Origin of the sequence: Pseudoalteromonas sp. Xi13 (genome assembly GCF_003952205.1) — a bacterium.
GTDB lineage: Bacteria > Pseudomonadota > Gammaproteobacteria > Enterobacterales > Alteromonadaceae > Pseudoalteromonas > Pseudoalteromonas atlantica.
On record NZ_CP034439.1, the window covers coordinates 2,949,353 to 2,975,770 of the forward strand.

Sequence of the window (26,418 nt, forward strand, 5' to 3'; positions counted from 1 at the left end):
ATTATACATAAAATATAATTTATGAAACATTAACAGCCACAAATAAGCATAGTTAATACCAACCCAGATTAAAAAGTAGCCTTAATAACATTTAACGCTAACACCCACATTTTATTTATTAGAGATAGTTAGAAAGCGTAAAAGGATTAGTTTAAAATGCGATGCTATGATTAAATTCTTATTTTTAAAGTTTATAACCTTCTTTTTAGGCTTTGTTGCCTGCTTTGCTATGCACACTACTTTTGCATTGCCTTTAGTTATTTCGGCGGCGCTTACAGGGCTAATTGGCTCGTTTATTCCTTTTCCTGCTCGGTTTAAAAATCATCCCTATGCGGCTATTTACGCAGGTAGTTTTGCCGGTATGTGCTCTACACACTTAATTACAAGTTATTGGGAAATAGCCATAATTTCTGTTATTGGCGCCAGTTTATATGTACTTACCATAAATATGTTTACCGGATTTGGCGGTAAGCTTGGCAGTGTTGCCTTTGCAAGCGTGGCTTTATTTATGTTGGCCAAAGGAATGGTTTTATGAATTTAGAATACCCATTTATAGCCTTATTAGGTGCGTTTTTAACGTTTTACTTAGCCAAACATAATCGTTTTGACGGCATACGTGCATCGGCCTCGCTTTCTATTATTGCTTATTTACTATTAAGTGCTTTAAACCTAAACCCCGACTTATACTCAGTCGTGTTTTTTGGCGGCACGTTTATAGGCATGAGCGCCCCACACCGATTTGGTATTTATACCGTGACCAGCTCATCTATTTTATTTTCGTTTTTATTTGAATACCTGGTACCAAAGCTTGATGGTTATGGCGGTGCGTTAGGTGTGAGTGCATTTTTATCTATTTGTATTTGCCACATGTTTATTTTACTCGGAGCGCCAAGAAGTAAAAAGCCAAGCTCTTAAAAGCAAGCTAAAAACAGTAAGTAACTTGTTTATTTTATTGCTTAAAGTAAACGCAACATGAAAAAATTCATAGCTAGTTATGTTCCTTTTTTCTACAACTCTGTTAGAATCCTCCGCGATCTTTATTTACCCTAAATAAAGACTAATCGTATATGGATTTATGAATATGAAAAAAATAATCGCAGTAGCAGCACTTTCTTTACTTCCTTTCTCTAATGCAATGGCTGACCAAGATATTGGTTGTGGCCTAGGCTCTATGTTATTTGCTGGTCAGCAAGGTAAAGGCGTTAAAATTTTAGGCGCTACAACTAATGGTACTTCTGGTAACCAAACTTTCGGTATCACATTTGGTACTTTAGGTTGTGACGGTACTGGTACAGTTACTTCTTCTGAAAAAATCGCATTATTCATCGATGGCAATATGGAGCAACTTGCTCGTGATATGTCTCAAGGTGAAGGCGAAACTTTAGCAACACTTGCTGAGGTTTGGGGCGTTTCAGAACAAGATAAAGCAGCATTCAACAAGCTTGCTCAAGCACAGTTTTCTTCAGTATTTACTTCTGAGAACGTAACTTCACAAACAGTGTTAGAAAACCTAAACGCTGTTGTAGCAAGCGATGCACAACTAGCTTCTTATACTCTTTCTTAATCAGCTAAATTAGCCGGTTTTATATGTATAAATAAAGCCGCTAGAGTATCCTCTAGCGGCTTTTTTATGATTTAGTGATTATGAAAAAAATATTATTTACCTTGCTAGCCATACTTTTTAGTACGCATTCACATGCTAAAAGTATTGAAAAAAGTACCTTAGCCACACACCCTTATTGGCTTAAACTGGGCCACTACAGCAATACCACATTAGGTAGCTTTAAAAGCGAAGTAGATAGCGCCGAGTTTTTTTTATCGCCTACAGGTAAAACCAGCCCAGTAGATGAGCTAAATGCCACCATTAACGCATTTAATGCCAATAAAAGCAGTCAACAAAAATACAGCTGCCAATTTCCAGCTCGCTACACATGGCTAAAATCAAAAATTAAAAACAATTGGCCTGCTCTTGATTGCGCTGAGCTTAAGGCCTGGCAACAAGTCATTAATCCTAAAGGGGTTACGCTTGTATTCCCTACTGCATTTATGAACAGCCCCTCTTCTATGTTTGGGCACACTTTACTGCGCATCGATGCTAAAAATCAAACCCGTAGTAAAGAGCTGATTGCCTTTGCTGTAAACTTTGCGGCAGAACCTGATGGCTCAGATAACGCTGCTATGTACGCATTAAAAGGCCTTATTGGTAGCTACCCGGGTAAGTTTTCGCTTATGCCGTATTATAAAAAAGTACGCGAATATAATGATTTAGAATCACGCGATATTTGGGAATACAAACTCAACTTAACCGAGCAACAAGTTGAGCTGGTGTTACTACATTTGTGGGAGCTACAACACGCCACTTTTGATTATTTTTTTATAGACGAAAATTGCTCCTATCAGTTACTCGCGTTACTGCAATTAGCAAATGAAGAGCTTAACTTAACCTCACAATTTAATATGCAGGCTATTCCTTCAGACACTGTCGCCGTGTTAAGGGATAACAATTTACTGCAAACGCCAAATTATCGTCCCGCCTTTGGCACTAAGTTATTCCACTATTCAACACAATTAAGTGACCAACAACTAAGTGATGCCAGAGCCCTTATGCAAGGCAAGCCATTAAATACACGTAATTACTCGCAGCAAGAACTTGTTGCCATATTAGAAATGGCGTACGAATGGTTAAATTTTGAATTTTACGAAAAAGCACTTAACCGTGAGGAAATAGCCCCTCGTCTTACTAAGTTACTTTTAATGCGCAGTAAGTATGCGGTTCCTTCACCTTTGTCTAAGCCGACAAAGCCTAAAGCATCACCAGAGCAAGGCCATGGCTCTTCAAGGCTAACGGCTAAAAGAGTGCAAAATAATAACCAGCAAAACACCACCAATGTAGCTTATCGCCTTGCTTATCATGATTTACTAGACAGACCCGCAGGCTTTATACCCGGTGCACAAATTAGCTTTTTTGACTTATCAGCCAACCTATCAGATAGCGGGAATAGCCAGATTGAGCACTTTTACTTACTTGATGCTATGTCGCTTGCCCCCGATAACCGTGTATTTGATAGCTGGTCGTGGAATATAAAAATGGGCTTTGATAGGCAACCAAGCCCAAACAAACGCTCTGGCCGTTTTTTTACTAAGGGTGGATACGGTAAATCTTATGGCAATCCAAACAGTGTGCATGGCTACATTTTGGGACAGTTTGAGCTAAATACTGGAGATATTACTAACCAGCTCAGCGTTGGATTAGGCAGTGAGGCGGGCGTTATTTGGCAAGTAAATAACAATCACAAACTAGCCCTAACAGGTAATATGTTTTGGCTAAGCGATAATAATGCTAATAACCACAGCGAAGCTACCCTAACCTGGAGCTACGCGCTGTCGCGTAATATAGCGCTTCGCAGCCAAATAAAGCACGAAAAATGGCACAGCTATAATACTGCGGCTAGTTTTGCAGTGCAGTTTTACTTTTAAGTCTGTTATTTAACTTTAACGCTACTGGTTGGGTAGCCAAATAGCACTTTGCATTTAGCTTTTAATCCTTTCGCCGTATAGGTACTTTTTAATAAATGAGCCCACTGATGAAACGTTATTATTAGTGGGTTATTACTATTTAGCTGCCCTACTATGCCGTATTTACAGGGCTGATTTTTGTCTTCTTCTACAAAGGTGCCAAATAACTTATCCCAAATAATAAGTACACCTGCAAAATTTTTATCAAGGTAGCGTTTATTAATTGCATGATGAACCCTGTGGTGCGATGGCGTATTAAATACGCTTTCAAACCAGCCTAATTTAGCCACTATTTGCGTGTGCACAAAAAATTGATACGCCAAATTAAGTGCCACTACGCTAAATACGGTTAAAGGGTCAAACCCTAGTAGTATCATAGGTAGCCAAAATACCCACATGCCGGCTACTGGGTACATTATGCTTTGCCTAAACGCAGTGGTAAAATTCATTTTAGTGGAGCTGTGGTGAACCACATGCGCAGCCCACAACCAATGAATATGATGCGACGCACGATGAAACCAATAGTACAAAAAATCTTGCAGTAAAAATGCAAAAGCAACGCTTAATACACTTAGCTTTATATCAAATAAGCGGTACTCGTAAAGCATGTAAAAAAATGGCATAAGTAGCAGCAGTGCCATTGCATCTGCGCCTTGGTGCAACAAGGCTAAAACGGTGTTTGCTAGGCTGTCTTTTATATTGTAATAGCGCTTAAATTTTACAAATTCAAAGCATACAAACACTAAAAATACAGGGCTTAGGGCAAGTAAAATAATTTCTGAGTTCATACTTTGCCCACCATAAAGTAATGCTGCAGTTTATTTAATGCCTGGGTTATATCTTTACTAATTAAGTGTTTTAGCAAAGCATTTGGCAGCCACCACGGCGCTTTGCAGCGTATACAATAATTAAGCTCGGTAGTGATACTTTTAGCGCCTGTATTAGCAACTAAATAAATATCACCTTGATGGTTTGCCACAGGCTTATTACCTACTATTTGGTAGCAAATGTGGCTGGGGTTAGCCATTATTATACGCTCATTAAACGTGGCATTTGCCATTTTCACTTGCCTAATAGCGCCTTTACCGCCTTTTAGCTCACCGCTATTTGCTGTTTTTATTAGCTCAAACTTGGCATTAAAAAAGCGATCTAACTGCTGATGATCCAACAAGGTGGTTATTATTTGCAAAGGATCTGCATTAAGCGTTTGTTTTATTGATATAAAGATCATTGTTTACAGCGAAGATAATTACTCATGTAACTAGCATATAAAAATTGAACATGGCAAGCTTGCTCATACACGACCATTTTTTAGCTTTAGACGACAAATGCATACACTGGCTGATCATTACTTTTCGAGCATTTTAGATTACTTGCAAACCCAAGGTATTGATTCTAATACGGCTCTTAAGGCAATCGGGTTTACTGAATTTAGTCGCCAGCATAGTCAGCAATTAGCACCCCGTATTAGTTTACAAAGTTACAATGCGCTGCTTGTGTACGGCCAAAAAGTGCTAAACGATGCGCTGTTTGGTTTTACTTTAGGTATGCACATTCGCCCCGCAGATTACGGTATATTGGGCTATTTAATAGAATCGAGCGATACCCTAAGTAGCGCTATAAAGGCACTGTTAAATTACGACAGCTTAGTGGCAGATATTGGTAAAGCGCAGTTTTTGCAAACTGCAGACACCGCTACGGTGCGCTGGCATGCTCATCCTCATTGTAATGAACAAGTAGTATTACGAAACATGACTGCGTGGGTAAGCGTTATTCGCCAATTAATAAACGCATCGCTTTGCCCAAGCAGTATCAGCTTTATACATAATTGGCCTAAAAGGCACACACAACAGTTAGAGGCCTGGTTTAAATGCCCCGTTATAAGCGGCGCAGCGCATAACCAAATAAACTTTCCGAGCAGTTATTTAAACCTTGCCTTTAAAACCGACAACGCCATTGTAAATGCTACATTTAAGCAGCTTTCACAACAGCAGCTATCGCGTTTTAAAAGGCAGCAGTGCCTAACAGAAAAAGTTAAACAGCTACTTATTGCAAAAACAACATTACGAAATTGCCAGCTTATTGCAGTTGCAAGCGCACTAAACGTAACACCGCGCACGCTACAGCGACATTTAAAAAAACAACATGTAACCTTTGCGCAATTGCTTGAACAAGAAAGAAAAAACCGCTCCCACACGTTAATTGGTACGCTCCCACTTAGCGAACTAGCTAACCTGTTAGGCTTTAAAGATCAGAGCTCGTTTAATCGTGCTTTTTTACGATGGCACCATTGCACACCCACACAATTTTTAAAACGTAAATGAACCGCAGTGTTATTCACATTAAATAAACATTTATGGTATACCTTTTAATCAACACTCTTTAAACTAGAGCGCATAATAATTAAAAATGTGGGTTATATTTGTGCGTGTAGTATTAAGTATTTGTGTGTTTATGCTTTATAGCGCCATGTGCAACGCACAAACCATTACCTTTGTAGCAGAAGATCTCCCGCCATATCATTTTATAAATGAAAATAACGAACCCGACGGCGCATTAGTCGATTTAGCCAAAGCCACCATTAAACACACAAAGCTATCCGCCAAGTTTGAAATAATTCCTATGGCGCGTATTTTTACAATGCTTGAAAACAACCCAAATGCAATTGCGTTGTCTCTTTTAAAAACCCCCATTAGAGCAAGGCAATACACCTGGCTAGGTGAGTCATACTTTGCCGATGCTTATTTAGTTAGCTTAAAAAACCGTACTGATGAAGTTACCCACCTTAATCACGCAAAATTTTACCAAGTGGCCACAATACGTGGCTATTCAAGTGCCACCTATTTGAAAAACGCCGGTTTTACCGAAGACAAAAACCTAGTTCTTGTAAGCTACTATCAGCAACTGTGGCAAATGCTTTATAAAAAACGCATCGACTTTGTACTAACCAACACACTTACGTTAAATAACGAGCTAAAGCACTCTGGCCTAAATCCCAATTTAATAACGAAACGAATTCATTTAACCGACTACCCTTCAAAATTATATTTTAGTGCCAACAAAACCCTAGATAAACACACCGCAAGCGCTATTAGCCATGCACTTAACACGCTAAAAGAAAACGGCGAATATCAGGCTATTTTAACCAAATGGCAGCTACCGCTTCCGGCTACTGCCAACAAGTTGTAATAAACAGGGTCTATAATTTTAGCAACGCAAACACTGCTAGTTGGCTATGCGAACAATTAAAACACCTCAGGGTATAAAACTCAGTTACCAAGACGAAGGCGATAAAAAAGCCCCCGCAATCATACTTATTATGGGTTTAGGCGCACAAATGACCGTGTGGCCGGACTCGCTTTACTACACCTTAGTAAAAAAAGGCTTTAGGGTTATACGCTTTGATAACCGCGATACTGGCCTATCTACCCATTTAGAGCATCACCCTAGCCCGAGTTTATTTAAATCGTGGTTAAGTAAACGCCTGCCCATACGCACGCAAACGCCCTATTTACTTGATGATATGGCAAACGATGTATTGGCGCTTATGGCGGCGCTTAAAATAAAAAAAGCACACTTTGTAGGTGCTTCTATGGGCGGTATGATTGCTCAGCTAATTGCAGCTCAACATAAAAAAAAGGTGCTAAGTTTAACCACTATTATGTCAAGCTCTAGCCTGCCAAGGCTGAGTGCCAAAAGCATTGGCGTATTTATAAAGCTTGCCAAATTAAAGCCAAAAACATCCAGCCGTGATGAGGCGATAAACTACAACATTAAACTTAACCAACTTATTGGCAGCCCCGCTTATCCTCAATCAGAAGACGCACTTCGCCATCATGCAACGCAAATTGTAGAGCGCTCGCATAATCCAAGTGGCTACAAACGCCAACTTATTGCTATGGCCGCGAGTAAAGATAGGCAACATTTAATTCGTAAAATTAAAACGCCTACTTTAGTAATTCACGGCAGCGACGATGTGGTAATACCCGTAAGAGCAGGCAAAAAAACGGCAAGCCTTATAAAAAAAGCCAAGCTAAGAGTAGTCCCTGGGATGGGCCATAACTTTGCGCCAGAACTTATGCCTCTTATGACAAAGTGGATAGTTAAGCATGTAAAAAAAGCGCAGCGCAAACACCTAAATAAAAAACGTAAAAAACAACAGCAACAAAAAACCACTTTGGTATAACCAAAAAGGCACTATAAAAACTACACAAACAAAAAATTGGTAATGTTGATATTTTAAATTGGTATGTTAGATTAAAGTTAAGCGAAGTTAATATCGCTCATTTTTAATATCATCACACAGAGACAACAATGAAAAATCTAACATCTACTTTTAAACTCACAGCACTGGCTGCTGTTACCCCTTTGCTATTTATGGGCTGTGCCAGCACAAGTACACCTGTTGATAGTAATGCCGCAGTACCTGCGTCAAAATTTGATTTATCGCAATGGAAAATCAACGTACCTGTAGATCTCAATAACGATGGAAAAATAGATACCATAGACGTAGAAGAGATCCAAACCTACGCGCACCCTGATTTTTTCTACCTTGATGATCAAGGTTATATGGTATTTACCTCGCCAAACAAAGCGCTTACCAGTGCCAATTCAACCAATACCCGCAGTGAACTAAGGCAAATGATCCGCGGCACCAATACCAAAATAAAAACTAAAAATTCAAAGAATAACTTTGCCCTAGCTGTACACCCGCTATCGGAGCGCTTTGGCTCGGTAGGCGGAAAAATGGAAGCCACGCTAAAGGTGGATCATGTTGCGCTTCGCGCTAACGATCCTAATAAAAAAGCCGCTTATTCTGTGGTGGTAGGGCAAATTCACGCAGGTAAAGATCAAGCCCTAATAGATACAAAACTGGGTTTTGGCTGGGGTAACGAACCACTTAAAATTTATTATAAAAAATGGCCTGGCCATAAAACCGGATCTGTTTTTTGGAATTACGAACGTAACTTACCAAAAAAAGATCCTAACCGAACCGACATTACATACCCTGTGTGGGGTAATACCTGGGAAAACTCGGACGATCCCGGTGCGACAGGCATAGCGCTTGGCGAAGACTTTAGTTACACAGTAAACGTGCATAAAAACATGATGTACTTAACCTTTAGCGCCCAAGGCAAAAAAGACGTTAACTACGCAATTAACTTAGGCAATAACGTAGATGCCTATGGCAAGGTAGATGAAAAAGATCACCCTAATGGCTATGCTGCCGATTGGCATTACTTTAAAGCGGGTGCATATAACCAATGTAGCACCAAAAGCGCTAAAGGCATTTGGTACCCAGGTTGTTTAGGCACTGGCGATTGGGCTACCGACAAACAAAATGGTGATTACGCCCAAGTGAGCTTTAAAAAATTAGTATTAAGCCCATCAACTAAGCCGTAAGCGTTGTTGTAGTTAAGTAGTTTTTAAGTGATGTAAACAGTGGCGATGGTAAATTATTAATGTCGCACCAGCGCCACTGCATACATTTATTTGGCTCGTTTAGCACAGGCTCGCCGCCCTCGTAATCGGCTTTTACATATAAAGTAATGTAGTGTTTATTCTCAGCACTAAAAATATCGTTAGTAAAATCAAGCTTGGTAATTTTACTCACATTTAGCCCTGTTTCCTCAAATACCTCGCGTATTGCGCACTGCTCAACACTTTCACCAAATTCTAAATGTCCACCAGGCGTTGCCCATGTATTTGCACCATGCGACCCTATTCGCTCACCTAATAAAATAGTGTTTTGGCGCATTATAATAACCGCAACCCCTACTCTTACTACGTTACTCATATTGTATTTTCTCTTATTTTAATTGCGCGCCATGCTGAGCCACACGCTTTGTATTGTCAATTTTGTATTTTAAAACCCAAAGCGTTGATTAACTTTTAGCCGACCATAGTCGAATACCTATCGGTTAAAAAAAAGCCTACCTTTTGTAAGGTCTCTCACACACATTTAGTATTAGGAGCCCACTATGTTAGGCCCATATAAACAACAATACGAAAGCTTTAAACAAAACCCAGCACAATTTTGGCTTGAACAAGCAAAGCGCCTACCTTGGTATAAAAAGCCTGAACACGCCTACACACAAGACACTGACGGCCTTTACCATTGGTTTGATGATGGCCAACTAAACACCAGTTTTTTAGCGCTCGACCAACACGTTATTGCCGGTTTTGGCGAGCAAACCGCGCTTATTTACGACTCCCCCGTAACCAATACGCAGCAGAAGTATAGCTACTACCAGCTACAGCAAGAGGTAGCTAAATTTGCCGGTGTAATGCAATCGTTAGGCGTTAGTAAAGGCGACCGCGTTGTTATTTATATGCCCATGATCCCCCAAGCTGTAATAGGCATGCTGGCCTGCGCCCGATTAGGCGCTATACACTCTGTGGTATTTGGTGGCTTTGCAGCGCATGAACTCGCCGTACGTATAGACGATGCTAAACCTAAACTCATACTGAGCGCTTCGTGCGGTGTAGAGGTAGATAGCGTAATAGAATATAAACCGCTGATTGATCACGCCATAGATCTTGCCAATCATAAAATAGATCACTGCGTTATTTACCAGCGCGAACAAGTAGCTGCCACGCTTATCCCCTCAAGAGATATTAACTGGGATGAGGCAATGCAAACAGCCACTGCAGTAGAGCCAGTACCTGTAAGTGGGCGTGATCCTCTTTATATTTTATATACCTCAGGCACCACAGGCACGCCTAAAGGCGTAGTGCGTGAAAACGGCGGCCATGGTGTTGCTATGCACTACAGCATGGAAACCGTTTACGGCATGCAGCCCGGCGAGGTGTTTTGGGCTGCCTCAGATATAGGCTGGGTCGTTGGGCACTCCTACATAGTGTATGCCCCGCTAATTTATCGCTGTACAACAGTATTATTTGAAGGCAAACCAGTTCGCACACCTGATGCCAGTGCATTTTGGCGAGTAGTAGAGCAATACCAAGTAAATGCATTATTTACAGCGCCCACTGCGTTTAGAGCCATCAAAAAAGAAGACCCAAATGCAGAGGGCTTTAAGCAGTACAACACCAGTAGTTTAAAACGACTATTTTTAGCTGGCGAGCGGCTCGACCCGCCAACGTACAACTGGCTAAAAGAAAAAACTAACCTGCCAATACTCGATCACTGGTGGCAAACAGAAACCGGCTGGGCCATTGCCTGTAACCCCGTAGGCATAGAAGAATTAGTAACAAAACCAGGTAGCTCTACCGTGCCAACTCCTGGGTTTGATGTGCAAATATTGAATATGCAAGGCGAGCAATGCGCACCAAACGAGCAAGGCGTGGTGGCTATAAAATTGCCGCTGCCACCAGGTTGCTTACCCACCATTTGGCAAAACACAGCGCGCTTTAAAACCGGTTATTTAACACAGTACCCGGGGTATTATCTTTCCGGCGATGGTGGTTACATAGATGACGATGGTTACCTATTTATAATGGGCCGCACCGACGATGTTATAAACGTAGCAGGCCATAGGCTTTCAACCGGCGAAATGGAAGAAATAGTCGCATCCCACCCAGCCGTTGCAGAGTGCGCGGTGTTTGGGGTTACCGATACACTAAAAGGCCAATTACCGATGGCCATGATCGTACTTAAAAACGACTTTACCGGCTCCCCTACTGATGTAGAGCAAGAGCTTGTGCAAACAGTACGCAACCAAATAGGCGCTATAGCGTGCCTTAAAACGATAGTAAGCGTAGAGCGATTACCAAAAACTCGTTCAGGTAAAATACTACGCAAAAATTTACGTCAACTGGTCGATGGCGACGAACTACAAATACCTTCAACCATAGACGACGCCGGTATTTTTGAAGAAATAAACCAGCAGCTCACCCTGCGTTAAATCCAACCTAACAAAGCCACTTTATATTTAAAATAAAATGGCTTTTACTTTGACTGAAATTTTATACTCATTAGCACTTTCTTACTTAATGCTAGGGTCTGTTGATCTTTTAAGGTTAAATTTGCAGCTGTCTGTTTGGTATTTAGGCAAGGCAGAGCCTATATAGTGTGGTTGTTCCCCACAAATAGGCGATAACGTAGCATTAATGCCAAACAGGCGCTGCCCAAAGGGTTCTTCCTAGGGGCTATTTACTCTTTGTTGCCTACATGGTGTAGGTAAAGGGCGTGAGCAGGACGCGGAAGCTTTGCTCGGCTTTTACTTAGCCTACTAGGTTACAAACCTCGCGCCGCGATTAAATAGCCCCTAGTTTGAACAAATTTTAATCCGCAAAGGTCAACAGACCCTTAGAACATTAAACAGGATTGTGCATGCTTCGCTTAATACAAACACTACTTGCCACCAGCCTACTATTTACAGGTTTTATGGCGCAAAGTTACGAAATTGAAGATTTAGGCGATGGCCTCCACCGCTTTATTGACGACAGACACCGCTCGGTATTTTTAATCACTCCACAAGGTGCAATAGTTACCGACCCACTTAATAAAAAAGCTGCCACGTGGTTAAAGGAGCAAATTAAAACTCGCTATAACGTACCGGTAAAATATGTTGTATATAGCCATAATCACAGCGACCATATTTACGGCGCAGAGGTATTTAAAAGCCAGCACACAACCTTTGTTGCGCACAAACTTACCGCGCAAGATATTAAAAACACAAAAATAAAAACGGTTACCCCTAACCTTACCTTTGATGACGAACTAATACTTACCCTTGGCGGCTCAACCTTAAAACTTAACTACCACGGCCCTAAAGATGGCCGAGGCTCAGTAAGTATGCTGTTCGAAAAACAAAAAACACTATTTGTGGTCGACTGGATAGTCATTGGCAGAATGCCATGGCAAAAACTGTGGAGCTACGATATTCAAGGTATGATTAATTCAACCCAAGCGGTATTAAATTACGACTTTAATACCTTTGTGGGCGGCCATGCCGATATGGGTAATAAAGCCCATGTAGCACGTTACTTACGCTATATAGAGAAGCTTTACAGCCAAGTAACCGCAGGCGCACTTGCAGGGCAAAGCCTAGAGCAAATAAAACAAAACGTTAAGCTCGATGAATTTTCAGATTTAAAGCAATATAAAGCATGGCTGCCACTTAATATTGAGGGCGTATACGAGCGCCTTATGGAAGAGTCGGGCATGGGCTGGCGCAGCGATTTATAAATTGTATGTGTATGCATTTATAGCTTAAATACAAGTGCATACGTATTCACATTGAATTAACAACGCAAGCTTGTGATAGTGCACTTTTTGTATGCTAAGGCGCCACCATGAAATTAGTTGCTTTACTGTTTAGCTTATCAATATTTGTAGTGCATACCAGCTATGCAAATACGCCCACAGTGCAAGTAAGCAAGGGCCACATTGAGGTGATCGACAATATAGAATCACAGTTTGTAAAAAACCGTTTTTTAAATGTATGGCTACCGCCAGGTTACAACAAAAACACCACCTACGATGTACTTTACATGCACGATGGCCGCATGCTGTTTGATGCCAATAGCACATGGAACAAGCAAGAATGGCGCGTAGATGAAGTAGCCGGCTCATTAATAGAGCAAGGCAAAGTACGCCCATTTATTGTGGTAGGCATTCCAAACGCCGTTGAAAACCGCCACAGCGAATACTACCCACAACAACCGTTTGAGGCCTTGAGCAAACAAAAGCAAAATGCCCTATACCAGTTAGAAAAATACCCAGGCCACAAATTATTTGCCTCTAAGGTGTACTCAGACAACTACTCACGCTTTTTAGTTAAAGAAGTTATTCCTTATATAGAGTCTAACTACAACGTAAACAAAGGCGCGCAGCACCGCTATATTGGTGGCTCTAGCATGGGTGGGCTTATATCGTGGTATACACTACTTAATTACCCTAACGAATTTGCCGGCGCTATTTGTATGTCGACCCACTGGCCGGGTATTTTTAGCCACGACGACGAAGTATTTGCCGAGTTTAAAAATTACATTGCCAACAACATCGCAAAGCTGAGTAACCAAAAAGTGTATTTTGATTACGGCGACAGCACTTTAGATGCCATGTACCCTAAGCTACAAGCGCAAATTGATGATTTATTTATGGCGCAACAATACCCAGCAAAGCTATGGCAAAGCCAGTATTTCCCGGGGGAAGATCACACCGAAAACGCATGGGCAAAACGCCTACACATTCCCCTTGAGTTTATGTTTAGAAAAACCAAGCAAGCTGCCCCCGAATAATCATTTACAAGTATTATCCTATCAGTAATCACAAAAAAGCGGCTTAACGTTTACTACGTTCAGCCGCTTTTTTAATAGACTTTTAAACCGTTTTAAAACGTAGGTCGGAAGCGCAGCACCGTCCGACAATTAACGGTGCTTAAAGCTCATTAGTCTTACCAAGCATTCATAGGAACCTCTAAAGGAACTTGGCTACCATCCTCATTTTCTAAAACTAACTGTAAGATGTCCCCTGACTCCTTTCGCATTAATTTTTTTGCTTTACTGGCAGGGCAGCCCGGAATTTTACAGCCTTCTACAGAAATAATTTTTTGCCCTGCAACAATCCCTGCTTTCTCAGCGGGTGAATTAGGCTTTACGTTTTCAATAATAAATGACATTACTTTTGGGCTAAAAAAGCCATCCGCCCCAACGTTCCCTACAACTCCAAGCTTCACTTCTTCTGCTGCCAAGGCATTAAAAGAAATAATTGATATTAAAATAATTATAATTTTGAACATAAAAATAAACACTCCATGTTATCCAACACTAAATATGTTGGTATCGTTTTTTGTATTGTTTGCTAAATATATGACTATTAATCATTCTCTGGGTCGCCGCGTTTGTTATATCGCTCTTTGAATGACTCATAGTCTTCGCTTTCAAGTAATAAAACATTTTGTAAAGTATAACTAGCCGCACCATATGTAAAATCAGCTGAAACAGAAACACTTTCCCCTATTTCAAAATCAGAACGATTAAACCCGCTAATTTCAGACTTGTTTATAGCAGCACACAACTAAGCTAACTTCTTTGGACCACTATTAATACTTATGCATAACTCAGATATTGGTTGGCCTTGTTGATCAACGTCGGGATACATTAGTATTATCCAGCTATCGTCCAAATTTTCACTATTTCCATCAACTAGTCGATGAATGTTTAATTTTTTTGCTTCATCTGAGCTCAGTACATTTTCAGAAATAACAAGCGATGTGTTTTCAGCACTACATACCCCAAATGGGCAAAGTAATATAAAAACTAAAAGTATCTGCATACATCTCCTAAAATAAAACATTCAATAATCGCAACTAGTTTGTACTGGATTGCCCTGATTACTATAGAGCAATTTCCCATTCCCAGTTTCACACTCCACTATCGCATACTATTCAATCAAATGTTTAATTTCACATAAAAAACCGCGCTAACACTTTATAAAAAGCCTTAGCGCGGTTATTAATACTTGAAACCTAATTAACCAAATAACTAACTAAAATCGACCACCACTTCATAGCGCCCTGGCTTGTCGTTTACATCGTAAACCCAACCGTGGCGTTTTATTATTTTTTCGCTTAATTGCAGGCCTAGTCCGTACCCTATACTGGCGTGTTTTGCTGAAGGCGAGCTCGCTTTAGGGGCATCGTCTTGCTTACTACAATTAACAATAGTCACTTTACTGCCTTGCTGCGTAATGTGTACTTGGCCAAATTGGGTATGTTGGTAGGCATTACGAATTAAATTAGTCAGTACTATGTGGCACGCAGTAGCATCGGTGGTAATAACGCTCTCTTGCTGGGTGTTTAAAACCACCTCAACGTGCTTCGCATTAAGCAGGTAATTAAGCTCGTTACTCAGGGTCGTTATTTTATCACTAAGGTTTACAGGTTCTGGACTACTTTGCTGATCTTCGTTGCGGCTTAGCCATAATAACGTATCGGTTAAATCGCTCATGGTTAAACCAGCGCGCTCTATACGCTCAAGTGTAAGCTGTTGTTTATCACTTAACGGGGCTTTTTCGCTCAGCCGGTTGAGTAGCTCAACGTTACTGCGAATAACCGAAATTGGCGTCCGCAGCTCGTGGCTGGCATAGCTTAAAAAGCGCTGCTCACGCTCTACGCTTTCATTCGCCGAAAGTAAGCTGCTGCGTATTAATGTGGCTAAAGTGTTTAGTTCGTTATATGTAAAATCGGGCGGTGTTTGCTGCAGATTAGTTTGGTTTAACGATTTAGCCCAGCCTCTTAACGACTCCACTGGCTTGGCTATTTTTTTCATTACCATAAACAAAAAAAACGCAAATAACACAATGGCCGCAATGCCTGTAATGGCAATCCAAAGCATGCGTTGTTCGGGCTCTATATTAGCGAGCAATTGGGGTTTGTCTTTTTCGAGCATAATGCGCGATATATAACGCGGCTCGCCTTCGGGGTTTGGATAATACACCACAAAAAATAAATTTTGCGGCATAGAAAACATCGATGGCCTGTCTTTTGTTTTATGTAAAAGCCCCACCTCTGTTGGTTTTTTAAAACGCTGCTGAATTGACGCAGGCATGTCTTCCCAGCGGCTTGCTATATTAAAGCCCACCAGCTCTTTTGTTTCCCCAGGCTTTACTTCTGTGGTTTGCGAAAGCTTTAACATCACCCCGTTTAAGCCTTTATCTAGCCCATCAATAAAGTAATTTACACTTAAAAACGAAAAGCCAATGGCCATAGCAGAGCTAAGCACTACCATACTGGCAAAAAAGTAGAGCCTTAAACTAGGCCTTATTTTCATTGTGGTTGCCCTTCATTTGCTGTTATTGCAAAGCCCACACTAGGAATGGTTTCAAGTGTAACTTGGTGTGTGGTGGCTTCTAATTGCTTGCGCAAATGATGTACATGCACTTTTAAACTGTTGCTGTCGGGCTGCTCTTCGCCCCATATAGCTTGCATAATGCTACTGCGCGTAACAGGCTGCGGCGCATGGCGTACTAAGGTTTCTAGCAATTTAAATGCAATGGGCGATAACTTTAATGTTTGCCCCTCTACATCGGCACTGCGCTTTGCTAAATCTAAATTTAAATTAGCTAAGGTGAGGCGTTTTGCCTCACCACTTTTGCGCTTTGCCAGCACTTGTACCCGCGCTACTAACTCTTTCATAGCGAAGGGTTTTACTAAATAGTCGTCGCTACCGGCGGCAAAGCCCTCAAGTTTATTATCGAGGCTATCGCGTGCGGTCAACATTAATACCGGAATATCTTTACCTTGTTCACGCAATGTTTTGCACATTGTTAAGCCGTCCATTTTGGGCATGTTTACATCTAAAATAATCATTTGATAATCATTAATTTGCAGTAAATTTAAGCCCAAAACGCCGTTGCTTGCATGGTCACACTCAATGTCTTCTATATCGAGGTAATCAACAATTGTTGTTGCCAGGTCTATGTCGTCTTCAACCAGTAGTACGTTTATCATTAAGAGGCAGCTCCTACGGTGCGTTTACCACTTAAAAAGTCTAACACATTGGCAAGTAAGCGCTTAATGTCTATTTGAATCATTAATAATGCCGGAATAAGGATTAATGTAATAACCGTGGCAAACAAAATACCATAACCAAGTGATGCCGCAGCAGGAATTAAAAACTGTGCCTGCATTGAGGTTTCGCTTAATAACGGCACTAAGCCCGCATAGGTGGTAATTGAGGTAAGCATTACCGCGCGCAGGCGGCTTGTGCACGACTCTACAATGGCATCGTGCGTGCTCATGCCTTCATCTTTTACCAGCTCGTTAAAGCGCGATACCAATAATAGGCTGTCGTTTACAACCACCCCACTGAGCGCCAAAATACCATTTAAAGAAAGTATGCTGATGGTTAAGTCGTTCCACCAATGGCCTAAAATAGCCCCCACAATACCAAAGGGAATCGCCACCATAATCAACATAGGTTGAATGTACGATTTAAGCGGAATCGCCAGCAATACGTAAATAACTAATAACGCGGCTATAAACATAGTGGCCATTGAGCCTGTTGTTTCGTCTTGCTCTTCGGCTTCTCCGGCAAAATGAATACTTAAGTTAGGAAATTGCGCGTTAAGCTCAGGTACTAAATCGCGGCTTAAGTTAGCAACTAATTCGTTAGATGCCACAATGTTTTTATCTACTTGAGCGCTTAAGTAAATTGCACGTAGGCCGTCAATGCGGGTTATTTCATCTTGCTGATATTCGCTACTTATATTGGCTACGTTAACCAAAGGTACTACGGTGCCATCGGGTAACCTAATACGCGATTGCATAATATCGGCTGGTGTTTTACGGGCGTTTTCTGGGTAACGCACACGTACTTTTACTTCGTCTTTATCGCGCTGGTAACGCTGTACAATTGCTCCACCAAAAGCTTGTAAAACCTGCTCTGATAGGCTCGCCGTATCCATACCTAAAGCGCGCCCTTGTGCGTTTAAGGTAAATTTAAGCTGTGGCTGACCTGGGTTTAAATTATCGTCTATGCCATTAACACCAGCGGTATTTTGTAAGCGCTCTTTAAACAGTGCACCAGCGGCCATTACGGTTTCGTCATCCCAGGCTTTTAGCTCCACTTTAAAGTTATCGACCATTTTACGTGTAGCCAATACTTGTAGCTTTTTGCTGCCCTCTGGCATACCGGCAAGGCGCTGCCATTCTTGTGCAAATTCGCTTGCAGTAAAGTCGCCCTCGTTTAATAGCTCAACACTTACCGTACCGCTAGTATCGCTACTGCTCACTAATTGTAAGCTCGTTATTTCGCTCTCTTGCGAGTCAAACTTATCCATTAAATTTTGCTGGGCTTGTAGTGCACTTTGCTCAAGCGCTAACAAGTTTTTATTAGTTTGCCCATACGCTGCATCGTTTTGCATAACAAGCTCAGCGGTTACGGTGTCGCCGGCAATACTTGGGAAAAAACCTACTTTTACTGCACCGGTCATAGGCATACCAACAACCAGAATAAAAAAGGCCACAAATGCAGCAACAATGGCGTACCTAAAGCGTAACGAGTATTCAATAACGCGGCGGTACACTTTATCGCTAAACCAAGTTAGGCCGCTGTCGGCGCCGTGCTGCACCTTTGACCACAAGCCACTAAGGCCCGATTTCAACTGGCGTTTAGTGCTTACGTGGGCTAAATGCGACGGTAAAATAAGTTTTGATTCAACAACCGAAAGCAGTAAACAAATCGTCACTACGGTCGCAAACTGTGAGTAAATTTTACCTAAATTGCCAGATACATTCGAAAGCGCAACAAACGCAGCTACCGTGGTTAATACGCCAAATATGGTAGGTACAGCCACCTTCATGGTACCTAAAATCGTGTTATTAAGGGTGTCGCCGTGTTTTTTGCGAGTGGTGTAAATACTCTCCCCTACAACCACGGCATCGTCGACCACGATCCCCAGCGCCATAATAAAACCAAAGGTGGTCATTTCGTTTATGGTCAGCGCGGTGTAGCTGTCGGTCATAAAGTACAGTGTGCCAAAAAAAACAAATGGCAAGCCACCTGCAACCCATAGCGCAACGCGTACATTTAAAAATATCGCTAAAATAACAAACACCATAATAATACCGGTTACGGCATTTTTAGTAAGCAGCGATAGGCGCTCGGTGATCATAGTGCTTTTGTCGTGCCAGCTTTCAAGCTCTACATTTTGCGGTAATAAGCCGCGCTCGTGCCATGTATCAATTACGCTTTGTGCTTGCTCAACTATGGTGGTTATATCGCTATTTTCATCCATTAAAATTTCAATGCCTACGGCATTTTGTTGGTTATAACGACTTAGTGAGTTGGTATCTTCTGCGAATGTGTCGGTAACGGTTGCTACATCACCTAATTTAATTTGTGTGCCTGATTGCGTTGTAAGTAACACAATATTGGCAAAGTCGCGCTGCCAATAAGCTTGATCTGCCGCTTTTAGGCGCATAATTTTATTGCTATCTCGCAAACTAGTAGAAAGCGGGCTCGATGATTCGTTGTTAATCACCTCACTTACATCGCTAATAGTTAAGCCGTAGGCTTGTAGTTTGCCTTCGTCGATTTCTACCGACATCATAGGGTCAAGCACGCCCGATTGCTCTACATCGCTAATGCCCGATTTAGCTAATAAATCGGCTTTTAGTTTTTCACCTAGGTTTTGCAACGTATGGCGGTCGGCATCACCAAATAATTGTAAAGTTAATGCGTGATCTTGCCTGCGCGCTTTGTCGATCACCGGCTCTTCGGCATCTGCCGGAAAGTTATTTATGGCATCAACTTGGTTTTTAACATCGGTGAGTAGCTCATCAAGCGAGTAGTCGGTTTTTTTCTCAATGCTTACATGGCTGCCGCTGGCATCAGATGTAGAGGTAATGCGCTTAATACCCGGTACGGTTTCAAGGGCTTCTTCTACTTTTAGGGCGATGCCTTCTTCTGCTTGTAAGGCATCGCCACTGTCGTAAACCACCGATACCGAAATAGTATCTGGCTCAAGGCTTGGAAACGCCTCTTTACGCAAAGTAGAAAGCGACATTATGCCCATTACTATTACGCTAATGAGTAATAAATTGGCGGCCACTGAGTTGTTAGCAAACCAGCTAATAATGCCGTGCAAAGGGTTAGTATTATTAGGTAATTGCGGTGCTTGATGCGGGCTCATTATGGCATCTCCTCAACAATTGGGTTTACTAACATATCGTTTAAGTAGCTTACGAGTGGGCGAGCCACCACACGTAAATTAGTGTGTCCTTCAATAGGAGAGATATAAACGTAATCACCGCGCTCAAATAGTTTTTGCGCTTGAATGCTCATTAACGTGTTTTGCTCGTTTACGTACCAAATTAAGCCTTCTTGCGATACTGCTGAGGCGGGTAATTTAATTACGTTGTTAAGCGCTTTACCGGCAATTTGTACTGCTAAAAATGTACCTGGTAGCAATGGTGTTGCTTGCTCAAAAGGTTTGTCTAGCGCAACCACTACACTGCGCTGGCGAGAGCTATCGTCAAGATGCTGCTCAAAACGAGCAATGTAACCTTGCCACTGATTCTGTGTTGTTACATCACTTAAAATAACCTCGCCCGACTTATCGCTTGCCAGGTTTTGCCATTGGCTTAATGAAAGCGGTACGCTAATTTCTACTTTGTCGGTGCTGTTTAATGTAGCCAGTGTATCGCCGATGCTTACGTAAGTGCCTAAATCTACATCGCGCGATAAAATAACAGCATCAAAAGGGGCACTTATATGGGTGTTTTTTTCATCACGCTGCGCAGTTTGTAGTGCGTATTGGGCGTTATCGGCCGTTGCTTGGGCGGCTTCTAGCTGTAGCGTTCTAAATACTAAAGGCGAGCTTGGTGCTTGTGTTACACCCGAGCGCTGCCATTCACGCTTTGCTTGGTTTCCTAAGTCTTGCTCTTCTTGTAGGGCAAGTTTGGCATCTGCCAATGTGGCTTTAGCGCTAGCGACTGCTTGTAAGTATTCGGTGTTATCTATTTGTGCAAGCACTTGGCCTTTTTTAACTACATTACCGGTAGCAAATTGCTCGCTCATATTGGTTATTTCGCCCTTAACTTGTGCTTTTAAGCTAAGTGCCCAGTGTGCTTTAGCCTCACCGTGGCCGCTAACATAGGCTTGATACGTACTTGGCACAGCGTTAATAACCGATACATTGGGCGCCACAGATTTAGCCGGCTCAGGCTTTGGGCCATTTGCTTGCTGCGCCATTTTTTGGCCGTTATATGAAATAGCAAGCCCTATACAAACAATGGCAACAAGAGTTACAACAACAGGTACTGGCGAAATTTTCATGACGATACTCCAAGGCCCAAGGCAAGGCCTAAATCTATACGGTTAGTTAAAAAGGTGTAATTTATTTGGCTAAGCTGAGCTTGTAGGTCGTACACCTGCTGCTGCACGGTTAGTAAATCTAAAATATCAACCAAACCTTGCTGGTATTTGCTTTGGTAGTTGCTATAACTGCGCTTAGCACTGGCAAGTGCTTTACTAATTTGTAGCTGCTGCTGTGTTAATGATTGCTCTTGGCCTAGTGCGTTTTCTACTTCGTTTACGGCGCTAAGTAGCGTGTCTTGGTATTCCCAAAACGCCTGTTCGGAATTTAATTTTGCAATATCAACTTGTGCACGAAGTGCCCCGCCTTGAAACAATGGCGCACTTAAACTGCCTAATAAGTTCCAAACTGGGCTGGTTAATAATGCTTGGCTGGGTGTAGCTGCTAAATCGCTAAGCGATGCCGAAAGCGTAATGCTTGGCAGTAAATCTTTGTAAGCTACATCCACTAAATAACGTTTAGATTGAATATTGTAATAGGCACTTTGTAAATCGGGGCGACGCGCTAAATCTTGCTCTGGTAACGCGCTTAGCGGCTCAATAACCTCAGGTAAAACAGAGGTAGTAGGTAAGTTTTCAAGTTTATCAACGCCCACTAATAATACTAAAGCACGTTTAGCTTGCGCTATTTGTTCTTGATAATCGGCAATAGTGGCTCGGGTAGAAGCGGTATTTGTACGCGCGGTATCAAGGGCTTCTAAATCACCTAAGCCGTATTGGTAACGCTCAACAATGCTTTGCTCGTTATTTTCTAAAACCGTTAAGCGCTGCTGCTCTATGTTAAGTAAATCTTGCTGCAAAATAATGTTTAAATACGTGCGCATCACGCTGGCTACTAAGGTGTCTTTAGCGCCTTGGTAAGTGGCCTGATTACTAGCTATGGTCATGTCTTGCGCGGCTACGTTATCAGCAATTTTTTGCCATACGTCGGCCTCCCAGCTAACCCCTAGTGATGAGCTGTACTGCGTGCCAGTTGTTTCGTTGCGCTGAGCGTCAAAATCGGCATCTACACTAAACCACTGGCTTGCTGCGGTAACATCGCGCTGCGCATAAGCAAGTTTTAGCGCCACATGCACCTGGTTAAATGAAGGATTATTTGCAACGGCTTGGTTAATAAGCGAATCAAGCCCCGCTATATTCACTAAATCAGTGATATAACTTACCTCGGTTGCATCATCTTGTGTGTATTGCCAATTTGCATGCTGCTTTAGCGATTGCTCGGTGCTATTACCTGTATAGCTTGGCTGGCTACTACACGCAGCAAGCGTGCAGCTAAGTGCAAGCAATAAAACCGTTGAGCGCTTTTTAAAATAAACCATTTAACTGTGCCTAATTTACATCATTACACACAGTGTATTAGGGCAAGGGTTAAGGATGGGTTAAAAGGGGTTAACTTACTTTAGACAAATTAGTATTTGCCTCGTTTAGCCAAATTACGTAGCCTTTGGCAAAAATACTCACTTAAAACTCATATGCATAAATTAATTTTTACCCTTTTTTTAATACTCCCCACGTTATTGCAGGCTCAAGTAACCTTAAGTGATAAAACCATTATATACAGTGGCCAAATCAACAAACAAAATAACAATACGGCAGCTGAGCTTTTAAAAACTAACCCTACAATTAATACATTTACGATTACCAGCGGCGGCGGAAACATAGATTTAGGGATGGACTTAGCCGAATTAATTTTGGCGCATAAGCTAACAGTAAACATAAAGCAGTTTTGCTTTTCGTCGTGTGCTAATTATGTGTTGCTTGCTGGGCACCCTACTACAATTGAGCCCAATACGATTATTGGCTGGCATGGGGATGCAGCCTCAGCTAAGTGGTTAGATAGTGATATTGATGCCATGGTAAAGCATTTAAAAGAACCACAAAAAAGCAAAAAGTGGCAGGCATTACGCGCCCATTACGATGAGGTAATTGCTAAAGCAAGCTTGCGAGAAAAAGCCTTTTACACAAAGCTAAATGTAAATCACAACCTACTCACAGTAGGGCTAAAACCCAGTTTACGCAGCGCCGCCATAAAGCAACGTGCGCGAGGCTGGACGTACTCACCTAAGGTGCTTAACTATTTTGGAATTAGCAATATTAGCTATAATGATTGGCAACCTCGTTCAGTTAAAAATTTTCCGCTGCTTATTATTAGCGACTTAAACTAATAACCATACCCCCACTTTACTAATCTCATTTTTACTCACAATAAAGCCCTGTTAATAGCAGGGTTTTGTGTTTTAGCTGCCTTATAAGTACTTTGTGGATACTCACTATTAATATGACAAATACTTTACACGCTTTAAAATCTAATTGATATGCGTTATCATTCGCAACATCATTAACTTTTAATATTAACAATAATGAACAAGCTAATTAAATTTACCCCAATATTATGCGCGCTTGCGTTGGCAGGTTGTGGCGGTGGCTCGGGTAATACTGCTCCACAGTTTTCTCAACCTAATTTAAGTTTTACTGTAAACGAAGACACCACTTTTTCAGGCCAAGTAACAGCCACCGACGACGAGGCCTTAAGCTATACGCTTGCTAATGCACCAAGCAATGGCATCATAGCAGTTGAAGCAAACGGTGAATTTACCTACACACCATTTAGTAATTATTTTGGAGAAGACACAGCAACCATTAGCGCAAGCGATGGCAGCTTAACGGCAAATGTAGTGATACGTTTTAGCGTAGAAAATGTTAATGATGCCCCGCAGCTACTAACTACTAATGTATTTGTTACCTCTTCAACCACCACTCAAGGGGTTATTACTACACAAGACTTAGATGGCGACACCGTAACTATTAGCTTAATAACACCACCGAGTAATGGCGTAATGAGCATAAATAGCACCACGGGTGAATTTACCTATGAGGCTCAATCTCTAAGCAGCATTGATGAGCAATTTGAAATTAGCTACACAGATGGCCTAATTAGCGAGCCGTTAACTGCAATTATTTCACTAAGCCCGTCTTATGTAACTAACGAAGATAAACTTAATTATTATTACAGTTCTAGTCTGTCGCACTTAAAACAAGCCGACGAGTTAAGCGCAAATATTGCCGATGAACTTTCTCGATATGAGGTATACGCAACCCAAGCTGCGGCCTATGCACGTGCAGGTTTTTTAGATACTGCTAACGACTATTTAGCGCTTATAAACGAGCAAACAGCGCGTTCTTCGGCACTAAAAGATGTGGCACAAGCACTAGACGAAATAGGCCAAACAGAACAAGCAAACGATTACCGTGACCAAGCGGTGGCGGCCTACAACCAATACTTAGCTGATAAAGGCTTTGATAACATTGCCTCATCAGACGCATCAGCGCTTTATTCTTTAGTAAAAAGCTATTTAGCTGCTGATCAAGTTTCGCAAGCAAGTAATTTGTTAAATACAATTTCATTATACGCAGAGCAAGTACGCGAAGACGAATACACCTCAAGCTATGGCTACTTTTTAAATGGCGTACGCTTATCAATAGATGACGCCCTACAAAGCTATGCGCAAAGCCTAGATGAAAGCGATTTAACGCAAGCCAAATTGCTTGCTAATAACTACGCGCAACTTGCAGTAAAAACAGGTTACAGGCTAGTACGTAGCGGCGAATACGAAGGCCAACCATACGAGCAATACAAAACGCTACATGGTGCATGGGCTGCGCAATACCTTTATAGATCTGGTGAATTTGAAGCGGCAAAAGACTATACCAACCAAGTACTTGCCATGTATGGTTCAACGGGTTTTGATAGTAACTACGCATACTCTGCATCGCCTTATAGCGCCGCTACTTTGAATAACTACACTTACCCTATTCAATTTTTAGCAGGCTTAATTGAAGGCCTTTACCAAAGCGACGAAAATCCAGCAATAACGCTATCAGACAGCGAAACCGATATAAACAACGCGCAAGAGCAAGTGTATGGTTTTAATATAGCTAATCGCCTGCTTGGTGGTGAAGATATAACGAGTGCTGCAGCTCAAGCTCGCAGCTTTTTTACTGAAAATGGTGATTACAACGAATTTTTTAGAGCGCTAACATCGCTTGATAACGTCCCTGGCACAGGCCTAATTTTAAGTGAAGCTGGCAGAAACGACCTAGCACAGCAAGTATTTACCTATGCGGGCGACTTTATAGCCTCGGATGACTACATAAGCAAAGAATCATCAACCACGCTTTTAACCGGTTCCAAGGGCTGTAAATTGTTAGTTGATTTAACTGCGCAAGTCGGTGGTGATACAGCAAATGCCGCTAATAAGTGCTTAATCATGCTTAATACGCTCAATGCAGGCGATATACGTACGCTAAGTAATACCTCATCAATTACAGCTCATAATCAAGTAATAGTATCGCTTATTAAAGGCGGCTTATCGGAGCAAGTAGCTGGTGTACACAATCAACTACTTAGCTACATTGCACTAGATGAAGATACCGAAGACAGGTTTGAAGCCCGCTTAGAAACCTTAGGTTACTTAGTTAATGCAAACCAAACATCACTGGCAAGTACCACTTTAAATGATGCTATTACTGAAATAACCCCTGAGCTAAATGCATTAACAAGCGATCAGCTAGAAACTATTTTAGCCGCTGTTAAAGCCGAAGTAATTGGCTTAGAAGAAGCTCAAACAGGTGAATTTGAACGTTATTCTATGCTTTCAAGTATGGGCACTAACGCGGCGAATATTAGCGATTTTTCAGCAAACTATAGCAATGCAAAAACACAAGCTAGCACGCTTTTAAATACGCTTGAGCCTCTTATTTTAAACTTTGCCGATACAATTATTGCCGACAACATGGAAGATTTAGTAAACAGTTTTACGCTAATTAACGATACCACTAAAGCACAAAGCTTAATAAATAATGGCGTTAATGGCGAAGCCGATCAGCTTGAGCTTTACATAGGCATGACCAACTTAGTCGCCTCTCGTGATGACTTTAAAGGCATAGCTATTGCCAGCGTAGATACTGACCACGACGGCTTACCTAACTTCTTTTTACCTAACACCAGCGATGAAGATATAGCCTTAGCTGGATTAATTGCCGACCAAGACGCCGATAACGATGGCGTAATTGATAGCGAAGACACTACCCCACTAGGTATTTAACTAAGAGCCG

The 26,418-nt window shown here is 41.7% G+C and carries 23 protein-coding genes; 13 read left to right on the forward strand and 10 right to left on the reverse strand.

All coding sequences use genetic code 11. The annotated features are described in order from the left end of the window. The first annotated feature begins 229 nt into the window (after window positions 1-229). The 4 genes from EJ103_RS13235 to EJ103_RS13250 all read left to right on the forward strand — a co-directional run bounded on the left by EJ103_RS13235 (window position 230) and on the right by EJ103_RS13250 (window position 3,477). Window positions 230-535, forward strand: a complete 306-nt coding sequence (locus EJ103_RS13235; RefSeq protein ID WP_036963831.1) for a hypothetical protein — start codon at window positions 230-232, stop codon at window positions 533-535. Beyond that, the gene (locus EJ103_RS13240) at window positions 532-915 is read left to right on the forward strand and encodes a hypothetical protein (protein ID WP_126008066.1); all 384 of its coding nucleotides are present in this window, start codon (window positions 532-534) and stop codon (window positions 913-915) included. Before EJ103_RS13235 ends, EJ103_RS13240 begins: the two co-directional genes overlap by 4 nt. Before the next feature lie 166 nt (window positions 916-1,081). Continuing rightward, window positions 1,082-1,564 (forward strand): DUF3015 domain-containing protein, encoded by a 483-nt coding sequence (locus EJ103_RS13245; protein ID WP_024033216.1) that lies wholly within the window; start codon window positions 1,082-1,084, stop codon window positions 1,562-1,564. An 80-nt stretch (window positions 1,565-1,644) separates the two neighbouring features. Then, a complete protein-coding gene (locus EJ103_RS13250) occupies window positions 1,645-3,477 on the forward strand; it encodes a DUF4105 domain-containing protein (protein WP_126008068.1) in 1,833 nt (610 codons plus the stop codon). A gap of 5 nt (window positions 3,478-3,482) precedes the next feature. On the opposite strand, the gene EJ103_RS13255 is transcribed toward EJ103_RS13250, so the two are convergent. Beyond that, window positions 3,483-4,304, reverse strand: a complete 822-nt coding sequence (locus tag EJ103_RS13255) for a sterol desaturase family protein (protein WP_096740120.1) — start codon at window positions 4,302-4,304, stop codon at window positions 3,483-3,485. Continuing rightward, entirely contained in the window at window positions 4,301-4,747 is a 447-nt protein-coding gene (locus EJ103_RS13260) for an SRPBCC family protein (protein ID WP_126008070.1), read from the reverse strand. The genes EJ103_RS13255 and EJ103_RS13260 overlap by 4 nt, the downstream gene beginning before the upstream one ends. 97 nt (window positions 4,748-4,844) lie before the next feature. Here EJ103_RS13260 and EJ103_RS13265 point away from each other — a divergent pair, with 97 nt between their 5' ends. From EJ103_RS13265 to EJ103_RS13280, 4 genes are all read left to right on the forward strand, one after another. Continuing rightward, on the forward strand, window positions 4,845-5,840 hold the full coding sequence (locus tag EJ103_RS13265; protein ID WP_126008072.1) for an AraC family transcriptional regulator: 996 nt from the start codon (window positions 4,845-4,847) through the stop codon (window positions 5,838-5,840). Window positions 5,841-5,934: 94 nt separating this feature from the next. Beyond that, window positions 5,935-6,705 (forward strand): transporter substrate-binding domain-containing protein, encoded by a 771-nt coding sequence (locus tag EJ103_RS13270; protein ID WP_126008777.1) that lies wholly within the window; start codon window positions 5,935-5,937, stop codon window positions 6,703-6,705. Window positions 6,706-6,751: 46 nt separating this feature from the next. Further along, complete coding sequence (locus EJ103_RS13275; RefSeq protein WP_126008073.1) at window positions 6,752-7,702, forward strand: alpha/beta hydrolase; 951 nt, start codon at window positions 6,752-6,754, stop codon at window positions 7,700-7,702. Window positions 7,703-7,830: 128 nt separating this feature from the next. Beyond that, the gene (locus EJ103_RS13280) at window positions 7,831-8,919 is read left to right on the forward strand and encodes a polysaccharide lyase family 7 protein (protein ID WP_126008075.1); all 1,089 of its coding nucleotides are present in this window, start codon (window positions 7,831-7,833) and stop codon (window positions 8,917-8,919) included. Here EJ103_RS13280 and EJ103_RS13285 read toward each other — a convergent pair. Next, window positions 8,909-9,313 (reverse strand): NUDIX hydrolase, encoded by a 405-nt coding sequence (locus EJ103_RS13285; protein ID WP_029772935.1) that lies wholly within the window; start codon window positions 9,311-9,313, stop codon window positions 8,909-8,911. The genes EJ103_RS13280 and EJ103_RS13285 overlap by 11 nt on opposite strands. Before the next feature lie 184 nt (window positions 9,314-9,497). Between EJ103_RS13285 and EJ103_RS13290 the strand changes: the two genes are divergently transcribed. The 3 genes from EJ103_RS13290 to EJ103_RS13300 all read left to right on the forward strand — a co-directional run bounded on the left by EJ103_RS13290 (window position 9,498) and on the right by EJ103_RS13300 (window position 13,722). After that, window positions 9,498-11,381 (forward strand): AMP-binding protein, encoded by a 1,884-nt coding sequence (locus tag EJ103_RS13290; RefSeq protein ID WP_126008077.1) that lies wholly within the window; start codon window positions 9,498-9,500, stop codon window positions 11,379-11,381. Between the two features lie 428 nt (window positions 11,382-11,809). Continuing rightward, the gene (locus tag EJ103_RS13295; protein WP_126008079.1) at window positions 11,810-12,667 is read left to right on the forward strand and encodes an MBL fold metallo-hydrolase; all 858 of its coding nucleotides are present in this window, start codon (window positions 11,810-11,812) and stop codon (window positions 12,665-12,667) included. Between the two features lie 107 nt (window positions 12,668-12,774). Continuing rightward, complete coding sequence (locus EJ103_RS13300) at window positions 12,775-13,722, forward strand: alpha/beta fold hydrolase (protein ID WP_126008081.1); 948 nt, start codon at window positions 12,775-12,777, stop codon at window positions 13,720-13,722. A gap of 155 nt (window positions 13,723-13,877) precedes the next feature. Here the strand turns inward: EJ103_RS13300 and EJ103_RS13305 are convergent, their stop codons facing one another. The 7 genes from EJ103_RS13305 to EJ103_RS13335 form a co-directional block, all read right to left on the reverse strand. Further along, window positions 13,878-14,222: a PDZ domain-containing protein gene (locus tag EJ103_RS13305; RefSeq protein ID WP_126008083.1), complete on the reverse strand. Its 345-nt coding sequence runs from the start codon at window positions 14,220-14,222 to the stop codon at window positions 13,878-13,880. A 278-nt stretch (window positions 14,223-14,500) separates the two neighbouring features. Next, entirely contained in the window at window positions 14,501-14,758 is a 258-nt protein-coding gene (locus EJ103_RS13310; RefSeq protein WP_126008084.1) for a hypothetical protein, read from the reverse strand. Window positions 14,759-14,967: 209 nt separating this feature from the next. After that, window positions 14,968-16,254 carry a HAMP domain-containing sensor histidine kinase gene (locus tag EJ103_RS13315; protein ID WP_126008086.1) on the reverse strand — a complete coding sequence of 429 codons (1,287 nt, stop codon included), beginning with the start codon at window positions 16,252-16,254 and terminating at the stop codon, window positions 14,968-14,970. After that, a complete protein-coding gene (locus tag EJ103_RS13320; RefSeq protein ID WP_029772931.1) occupies window positions 16,251-16,934 on the reverse strand; it encodes a response regulator transcription factor in 684 nt (227 codons plus the stop codon). The genes EJ103_RS13315 and EJ103_RS13320 overlap by 4 nt, the downstream gene beginning before the upstream one ends. Next, a complete protein-coding gene (locus tag EJ103_RS13325) occupies window positions 16,934-20,119 on the reverse strand; it encodes an efflux RND transporter permease subunit (RefSeq protein WP_126008088.1) in 3,186 nt (1,061 codons plus the stop codon). Before EJ103_RS13325 ends, EJ103_RS13320 begins: the two co-directional genes overlap by 1 nt. Then, a complete protein-coding gene (locus tag EJ103_RS13330; RefSeq protein WP_004588879.1) occupies window positions 20,119-21,264 on the reverse strand; it encodes an efflux RND transporter periplasmic adaptor subunit in 1,146 nt (381 codons plus the stop codon). The genes EJ103_RS13325 and EJ103_RS13330 overlap by 1 nt, the downstream gene beginning before the upstream one ends. Then, a complete protein-coding gene (locus EJ103_RS13335) occupies window positions 21,261-22,622 on the reverse strand; it encodes a TolC family protein (protein ID WP_126008089.1) in 1,362 nt (453 codons plus the stop codon). Before EJ103_RS13335 ends, EJ103_RS13330 begins: the two co-directional genes overlap by 4 nt. A 153-nt stretch (window positions 22,623-22,775) precedes the next feature. Between EJ103_RS13335 and EJ103_RS13340 the strand changes: the two genes are divergently transcribed. Together EJ103_RS13340 and EJ103_RS13345 are read left to right on the forward strand one after the other, a co-directional pair. After that, a complete protein-coding gene (locus EJ103_RS13340; protein ID WP_241232273.1) occupies window positions 22,776-23,468 on the forward strand; it encodes a hypothetical protein in 693 nt (230 codons plus the stop codon). Between the two features lie 195 nt (window positions 23,469-23,663). After that, window positions 23,664-26,408 carry an Ig-like domain-containing protein gene (locus tag EJ103_RS13345; RefSeq protein ID WP_126008093.1) on the forward strand — a complete coding sequence of 915 codons (2,745 nt, stop codon included), beginning with the start codon at window positions 23,664-23,666 and terminating at the stop codon, window positions 26,406-26,408. Window positions 26,409-26,418: the final 10 nt, after the last annotated feature.